At 76.1% G+C, this 7,079-nt stretch carries 5 protein-coding genes, 1 tRNA gene and 5 pseudogenes; 8 read left to right on the top strand and 3 right to left on the bottom strand.

What is annotated here, in order from left to right; translation table 11 throughout:
- The coding region (locus RH94_RS44405) for an AI-2E family transporter (protein ID WP_234425996.1) at positions 1–693 on the top strand (693 nt) is incomplete at its 5' end.
- Positions 694–780: 87 nt separating this feature from the next.
- The gene (locus RH94_RS24070) at positions 781–1,194 is read left to right on the top strand and encodes an SRPBCC family protein (RefSeq protein ID WP_073949870.1); all 414 of its coding nucleotides are present in this window, start codon (positions 781–783) and stop codon (positions 1,192–1,194) included.
- A gap of 57 nt (positions 1,195–1,251) precedes the next feature.
- Here RH94_RS24070 and RH94_RS24065 read toward each other — a convergent pair whose 3' ends face one another.
- Positions 1,252–1,860 carry a hypothetical protein gene (locus RH94_RS24065; protein ID WP_073949868.1) on the bottom strand — a complete coding sequence of 203 codons (609 nt, stop codon included), beginning with the start codon at positions 1,858–1,860 and terminating at the stop codon, positions 1,252–1,254.
- A 188-nt stretch (positions 1,861–2,048) separates the two neighbouring features.
- Between RH94_RS24065 and selA the strand changes: the two are divergent.
- The 4 pseudogenes from selA to RH94_RS44390 all read left to right on the top strand — a co-directional run.
- A pseudogene (gene selA / locus RH94_RS24060) lies at positions 2,049–3,105 on the top strand (L-seryl-tRNA(Sec) selenium transferase); the annotation flags it as partial.
- A gap of 4 nt (positions 3,106–3,109) precedes the next feature.
- A pseudogene (locus RH94_RS44400) lies at positions 3,110–3,368 on the top strand (L-seryl-tRNA(Sec) selenium transferase); the annotation flags it as partial.
- Between the two features lie 7 nt (positions 3,369–3,375).
- Positions 3,376–4,350: pseudogene (locus RH94_RS44395) on the top strand (GTP-binding protein); the annotation flags it as partial.
- A gap of 1 nt (position 4,351) precedes the next feature.
- Positions 4,352–5,147 (top strand): annotated as a pseudogene (locus RH94_RS44390) (SelB domain-containing protein); the annotation flags it as partial.
- A gap of 14 nt (positions 5,148–5,161) precedes the next feature.
- Here RH94_RS44390 and RH94_RS40860 read toward each other — a convergent pair.
- Positions 5,162–5,254 (bottom strand) — tRNA-Sec (locus RH94_RS40860).
- Between the two features lie 116 nt (positions 5,255–5,370).
- Here RH94_RS40860 and selD point away from each other — a divergent pair.
- Positions 5,371–6,393: a selenide, water dikinase SelD gene (gene selD, locus RH94_RS24050; protein WP_073949864.1), complete on the top strand. Its 1,023-nt coding sequence runs from the start codon at positions 5,371–5,373 to the stop codon at positions 6,391–6,393.
- 159 nt (positions 6,394–6,552) lie between these two features.
- A complete protein-coding gene (locus tag RH94_RS40855) occupies positions 6,553–6,726 on the top strand; it encodes a hypothetical protein (protein WP_158073085.1) in 174 nt (57 codons plus the stop codon).
- On the opposite strand, the pseudogene RH94_RS44385 reads toward RH94_RS40855, so the two are convergent.
- Positions 6,723–7,079 (bottom strand): annotated as a pseudogene (locus RH94_RS44385) (hypothetical protein); the annotation flags it as partial. The gene RH94_RS40855 and the pseudogene RH94_RS44385 sit on opposite strands and share 4 nt — an antisense overlap.

The raw sequence follows: 7,079 nt of genomic DNA, 5'->3' as shown, positions 1-7,079 counted from the left end.
CCGTTCCGGATCGGCCCGGGCACCCTCACCGGTCTGCAGAAGCAGGTCCTGTCCTACCTGTCCGCCCACCGCGCCGGCCTGCTCAGCACGGCCCTGAGCGGCTTCACCCGGCTCGTCGAACTGGTCACGGCGGGCGCCCTCGCGCTCTTCTCGTCCGTCTTCTTCATCCACTCCGGCGAGAAACTCTGGCGGTGGGTGAGCGACGAGCTGCTGCCCGGCGGGGCCCGGCCGGTGTGGGACCGGGCGGGGCGGGCGGCCTGGGGGACCTTCGCCGGATACACCCGCGGCATCATCATCGTGGCCGCCAGCAACGCCGTACTCGTCGGTGCCGCCCTGCTGGTGCTGCGCGTACCGCTCGCGCTGCCGCTGATGCTGCTGGAGTTCTTCGCCACGTTCGTGCCGCTGGTCGGGTCACCGATCGCGCTCGGCGTGGCCACGGTGGTCGCCCTCGCCGGGCGCGGCCCGCTCGTCGCGCTGGCCGTGCTCGCCCTGATCGTCGTCATCGGCCAGATCGAAGGGCACCTGCTCCACCCCCTGGTCATGAGCTGGGCGGTCCGTCTGCACCCCCTCGTCGTCGCCGTCTCCGTCATCGCGGGCAGCATCGTCGGAGGCATCATCGGCGCCGTCGTCGCCGTCCCGTTCGTCTCGGTCGTCTGGGCGGTCCTGCGCGCCCTGCGCCCCGCCCCTCCCTGACGCCCCGCCCCGGAGCGGGGCTTTTCGGCCGCGCAGGAGGGGGCACGCGATCGAGGTACGACCCCCGAACGGAGGAACGGTGCCGCCGTGACCGAGTACGAACGCTCACGCACCATGCCCGCAGCGCCCGAGCAGGTCTTCGACCAGGCCGCCGACGTCGCCCGGCTCGACGCCTGGCTGCCCGGTGACCTGCACGTGCACCCCGAGGAGCCGCCCGCCGTCACCGTGCACGAGGACCGCATCGACCAGGACACCTCCGCCCTGCTGCGCGCCGAACGCGACCAGATGCGCATCGAGTGGGGCACCCGCGAGCAGGGCGGCTACGCGGGCTGGCTCCAGGTCGCCGGCATCGGCAGCGGGGCCAGTGAGGTGACCGTCCACCTGTCGTTCTTCGACGACACGCACGACCCGGGCGAACGAGCCGCCCGCGACGCCCTCGACAGCAGCCTGCGCCGCCTGGAGGAGCAGGTGCGCCTGCGCGTCGAGGACGAGGCCGGGTGAGCGGGCCGGTGCCGGAGAGAGGGGACCCGACGGGAGCAGGCGGCAAGCGGGGATCCGTCACCCCACCAGAGTGGTGACGCGCACCAGGCAGGGCCTGCGCGGGGTCGACCCGAAACCGAAGCGCACGGGCGGTACGACCGGCGCCGGCGGTCCCAGGTCCTCGCCCTCGAGGACGGCGCCGGCGTCCCTGACCGGCCGCAGGTCCCGCGCGCCGTACCACTCGTGGCGCCCGCCGCCGGCCGTGCCGCAGGTGCGCACGCCCCGCAGCAGGCGTGCGGGCAGGCCGACCGCCTCGATCCAGCGCGGACGGGTGGCGAGCACCCGTGGCACGGCGCGCAGCGCGAGCCCCGGCGGACCCCGCCGGCCGGTGGTGAAACGCAGGGTCAGCGAGTCGGAGGTGACGGTCCAGTGGTCACCTCGGACCGTCACCCGGACCGGCTCGACGCGCACCTCGTCGAAGGAGTAGGTGGCGGCGACGAAGCGCGCCGTCCTGCGGTCGGGGGCCAGCAGCAGACGATGCCCGTCGCGCCGCTCGGCCATCACGTCGGCGAACGGGCCGAACGGCGAGTGCGTCCAGCAGCCCAGGACGAGACGCGTACCGGAGGCCGTGCCGATTCCGGCGATACGGCCGTCGAAGATCCACCGCACGCGTCCCCTGTTCTTCATCCGGAACCTCTTCACTCCCGCCGTCGACGGAGCGGCCAGGACCTGTGCGGGTTCCCGTGCCGCAGCCCGGGTACACGAGCGGCTGCCCGGTGGTGCGGTACGGCGTGTCGTGCGGACGGCCCCGGGCGCCGGGAGACGATGGGCGTGCCGGGACAGCCGCGAGGTCGCGCCGGGGACGGAGGGGCCGGATGGAACAGCAGGTCATGGGGCAGGTGAGCGACGTCCGGCGGCGGATCCCCCGTACCGACGCCGTACTGCGGGACCCGCGCCTGGTGGACGCGGTGGCCCGGCTCGGGCCCGGACCGGTCAAGGCCGCGGTCCGGCAGGCCCAGGAGCGGGCACGTCACGGCGCCCTCGACCCCGAGGAGGTGGCGGACACCGCCGTGGCGCTGCTGCCGCGCGCGGCCGGCGGGCTGCGCCCGGTGATCAACGCCACCGGGGTGCTGCTGCACACCAACCTCGGCCGGGCCTCCCTGTCCGCGGCGGCCCGGCAGGCCGTGCAGGACGCCGCCGGACCCACGGACGTCGAGCTGGACCTGCGGACCGGGGTACGGGCCCGCCGGGGCCGCACCGCCCTGGACGCGCTGCGCGGCCGGGTGCCGTCCGCCGCGGCGGCGCACGTCGTCAACAACGGCGCCGCCGCCCTCGCCCTCGCCGCCACCGCCCTCGCCGCGGGCAGGGAGATCGTCATCAGCCGGGGCGAGATGGTGGAGATCGGGGACGGCTTCCGGCTGCCGGACCTGCTGGTCTCCACCGGGGCCCGGCTCCGCGAGGTCGGCACCACGAACCGTACGACCGCCGAGGACTACGCCGCCGCCATCGGCCCGGAGACGGCCTTCGTCCTGAAGGTGCACCCCTCCAACTTCCGCATCACCGGCTTCACCCGCGCCGCCGGCGTCCGAGAGCTGGCGGCGCTGGACGTGCCGGTGGTCGTCGACATCGGCTCCGGGCTGCTCGCCCCCCACCCGCTGCTGCCCGAGGAACCGGACGCCGAGAGCCGACTGAGGGCCGGCGCGGCCCTGGTGACCGCCAGCGGGGACAAGCTGCTCGGCGGCCCCCAGTGCGGACTGCTCCTCGGTGACGCGGACCTCGTGCGCACCCTGTCCCGGCACCCCCTGGCCCGCGCCCTGCGGGTGGACAAGCTCACGCTGGCCGCCCTGGAGGCGACCCTCACGGGCCCCGAGACCCCCACCGCCGCGGCTCTCACCGCCGACGCGGACCGGCTCATGCGCCGCGCCGAACGGCNNNNCACCGCGCTGGGCGCCACCGGCGCCGACGTCCGGGCCGTCGCCTGCGCCGCCACGGTCGGAGGTGGCGGCGCGCCCGGCGTGACACTGCCCAGCGCCGCACTGTCCCTGCCCGAGCCGTACGCCGCCGTACTGCGCACCGGCCCGGTGCCGGTCGTGGGCAGGCTGGAGGGCGGGCGGTGCCTGCTGGACCTGCGGGCGGTGCCCGAGGAGGACGACGAACGGCTGGCCGACGCCGTGCGGTCGGCGGCGGAAAGGTAGGCGGGCCATGCGCGTGCTGGCCACCGCGGGACACGTCGACCACGGCAAGTCGGCCCTGGTACGGGCGCTGACCGGGATGGAGCCCGACCGCTACGAGGAGGAGCGGCGCCGGGGGCTCACCCTCGACCTCGGCTTTGTGTGGACCCGGCTCGACGCCGACGGCGAACACCTCGCCTTCGTCGACGTACCCGGGCACGAGAAGTTCGTGGCCACCATGCTGGCCGGGGTCGGCCCCGTGCCCGCCGTGCTGTTCGTGGTCGCCGCCGACCAGGGCTGGCAGCCCCAGTCCGAGGAACACCTGGCGATCCTCGACGCGCTCGGCGTACGGCACGCCGTCCTCGCCGTGACCCGCAGCGACCTGGCCGACCCCGGGCCGGTGCGCGCCGACGCCCTCCAGCGGCTGGCCCGCACCTCGCTCGGCGCCGTGCCGTCCGTGGCGGTGAGCGCGGTGACCGGCGCCGGACTGGACGAGCTGCGCACCGAACTGGCCCGGCTGGCCCGCGCGCTGCCCGTGCCGCCCGCCGACGCGGACGTACGGCTGTGGCTGGACCGTGCCTTCACCGTGCGCGGGCACGGCACCGTGGTGACCGGCACCCTCGGCGCGGGCACCCTGCGCGTCGGCGACCGGCTGGTGACCGGGGACGGCCCGGCCCCGCTGAGGGTGCGCGGGCTGCAGTGCCTGCAGCAGGAGCGCGGCGCCGTCAGCGGGGTCGCCCGGGTCGCGGTCAACGTGCACGGCCCGCTCGACGGGGAGCTGCGGCGCGGACAGGTCCTGCTGGCCCCGGACCGCTGGCTGCTCACCGACCGGATCGACGTCCGCGTCACCGGGGAGCCGGTCGACGAACTGCCCCGCGCCGTCGGCCTGCACATCGGCACGGCGGCCGTCGCGGTCACCGTCCGCCCCCTCGGCGAGGACACCGCCAGGCTGACCCTGCGCCATCCGCTGCCGCTGCGCGTCGGGGACCGGACGGTGCTGCGCGAGNGGGCGGGCGGCGCGTGCCCTGCGCCGCGACCGTGCTCGACGTGTGCCCGCCGGACCTGACCCGGCGGGGCGCCGGACGGGCCAGGGCGGCGGAACTGGCCACGATGACGGGCCGCCCCGACGGCGCGGCGGAGCTGCGGCGCCGCGGGCTCGTCCGCCGCTCCCGCCTGCTGGCCATGGGCGTACCCCCGCCCTGCCCGCCCGTCACCGGGGACTGGCTGGCCGACCGGGACCACTGGGCCCGGCTGCGCGAACGGCTGGCCGCCGAGGTCGAGCGGTACGCACGCCGGCACCCCATGGAGCCGGGGCTGCCCACCGAGGCCGCCCGGCACCTGCTCGGCCTGCCCGACCGGGCCCTGGTGGACGCCCTCGCCCGGACACCCGGCGAGCCGCGGCTGCAGCGGCGCGACGGGCGCCTGTACGGCCCGGCCGGCACCGGCCCCACCCTGCCCCCGCCGGTCCGGGCGGCCGTCGACGCGGTGCGGCGCGAGCTGGAACGGGCACCGTTCCGCGCGCCGGAGGCCGACCGCCTCGCCCAGCTCGGGCTCAACCGCAAGGCCGTGGCCGCGGCCGTCTCCGCGGGCGCGCTGCTGCGGGTCGGCGACGGGATCGTGCTGCTTCCGGGGGCGGACGTCCGGGCCGCCGCGGTGCTGCGCCGCCTGCCGCAGCCCTTCACGCTCAGCGAGGCGCGCAAGGCGCTCGGCACCACCCGCAGGGTCGCCGTGCCGCTGCTGGAGTTCCTCGACGCCCGCGGCCACACCGAACGGGTGGACGACCAGCGCAGACGCTGCCGGGCGGACGCCGGGGGGAGCGGAGGCGGACGGGAATCGAACCCGCCTGCCCGAGATCCTCGGGCACCTCGGTTTTGAAGACCGGGAGGGCCACCAGGCACCCACACGCCTCCACCGCCCGACAGGCTACCGGAAGGACCCCGGCGGGCCGCACGGACGACGGGGGACAGAGGGCGAAACAGGCAGCAGAAACAGACGACGGAAACAGGCCGAGACCAGGAGGCCTCGCATGACCGCCACCGCTGAAACCCCCGTACGGCTCACCCAGTTCGCCCACGGCGGCGGCTGCGCCTGCAAGATCCCGCCGGGCGAGCTGGAGGACGTGCTCGGTGGGCTGACGGCGGCGCCTCCCGCCGCCGGCGACACCCCGCTGCTGGTCGGCCTGGCCACGGGTGACGACGCCGCCGTCGTCGCGCTGCCCGCGCGGGGCGGCGCCGCGCAGGCGGTGGTCTCCACCGCCGACTTCTTCACCCCGGTCGTCGACGACCCCTACGACTGGGGACGCATCGCCGCGGCCAACGCCCTGTCGGACGTGTACGCGATGGGCGGACGGCCCGTCCTGGCGGTCAACCTGCTGGCCTGGCCGCGTGACGTCCTGCCCTTCGACCTGGCCCGCGAGGTGCTGCGCGGCGGGCTGGAGGTCGCCGCCGAGGCCGGCTGCCACGTGGGCGGCGGGCACAGCGTCGACGACCCCGAGCCCAAGTACGGCATGGCCGTCACCGGCCTCGCGGACCCGGAGCGGCTGCTGCGCAACGACGCGGGCCGCCCCGGACTGCCCCTGACACTGACCAAGCCCCTCGGCCTGGGCGTGCTGAACAACCGGCACAAGGCCACCGGCGAGCGGTTCGCACAGGCCGTCGCCACCATGGTGGCCCTCAACCGCGACGCCTCCGTCGCCGCCCTGGCCGCCGGTGCCTCCTGCGCCACCGACGTGACGGGCTTCGGCCTCCTCGGCCACCTGCACAAACTGGCCCGCGCCTCGGGCGTGACGGCCGTGGTCGACACCGCCGCCGTGCCCTGTCTGGACGGCGCCCGGGAGGCCGTACGCGACGGCTACGTCAGCGGCGGCACCCGCCGCAACCTGGAGTGGGTGGCCCCGCACACCGACTTCGGCGACACGGACACCGGCACCCGCCTCCTCCTGGCCGACGCCCAGACCTCCGGCGGCCTCCTCGTCGCCGGCGAGATCCCCGGCCACCCGGTGATCGGGGAACTCGTCCCGCGCGGCCCCCACTCGGTGGTCCTGAAGTGACGATCCCGAGGTGACCGGTCGTCCTGGTCAGGGCTCCGTTCCGGTCCGTGTGTCGATGCCCGCGCGGGCCCGGTAGGAACGGACCAGTTCCGGAGCGGCCGGGCCCCTGGGGCGACGGCCCGGGCGGATGTCGACGGCGAACGCCTTGGTCTCCTGGACGTGGGTGTTGGGGTGATCGAGGCGCGGGCGCTGGTCACCGACCGGGTGCCGCCGCTGACGGTGCACGGCCGCACCCTGCACCAGGTGGGACTGCCCTACCGCTGGGGGCCGAACGGCTACAGCACCGGCGACGCGGCGAACGAGCTGCTGCACCTGTCCCTGGACCGTTCCTAGAAGCTGAGCGGGAGTGAGTCCTGGTGCCAGGGCTCGTGCTCAGCCGTGTGTCCCGAACGGTTGTGGGCACTCCCCCAGCTTCGCCGGGGGTACCCCCAGGTCGCCCGCTTTCGCTCCGCGTCCGGGCGGCACGGAGCGTGTCCGTGGTCCGGGAAGGCGGGGGCGGGGTCCCTCACGCCCCGGGCTGCCCGGTCGGGCCTGGACGGTCCGATGCCCCACACGATCACTCCGGTCGTGTGGGGGCGGTGCCGTCCTCCCCCAGTGCCTGAACGGCCTGGGAGGTGCCCCCAGCCGGATCGGATGTCCCAGGGCGCGTCGTCCGATCGCCACGGCGGCAGCGTCATGCCGCGTAG

Source organism: Streptomyces kebangsaanensis, assembly GCF_001906585.1.
In the GTDB taxonomy this organism is placed as follows: domain Bacteria; phylum Actinomycetota; class Actinomycetes; order Streptomycetales; family Streptomycetaceae; genus Streptomyces; species Streptomyces kebangsaanensis.
Note: the sequence above shows the minus strand (reverse complement) of the source record. Positions and strands in the feature narration are given on the sequence as shown.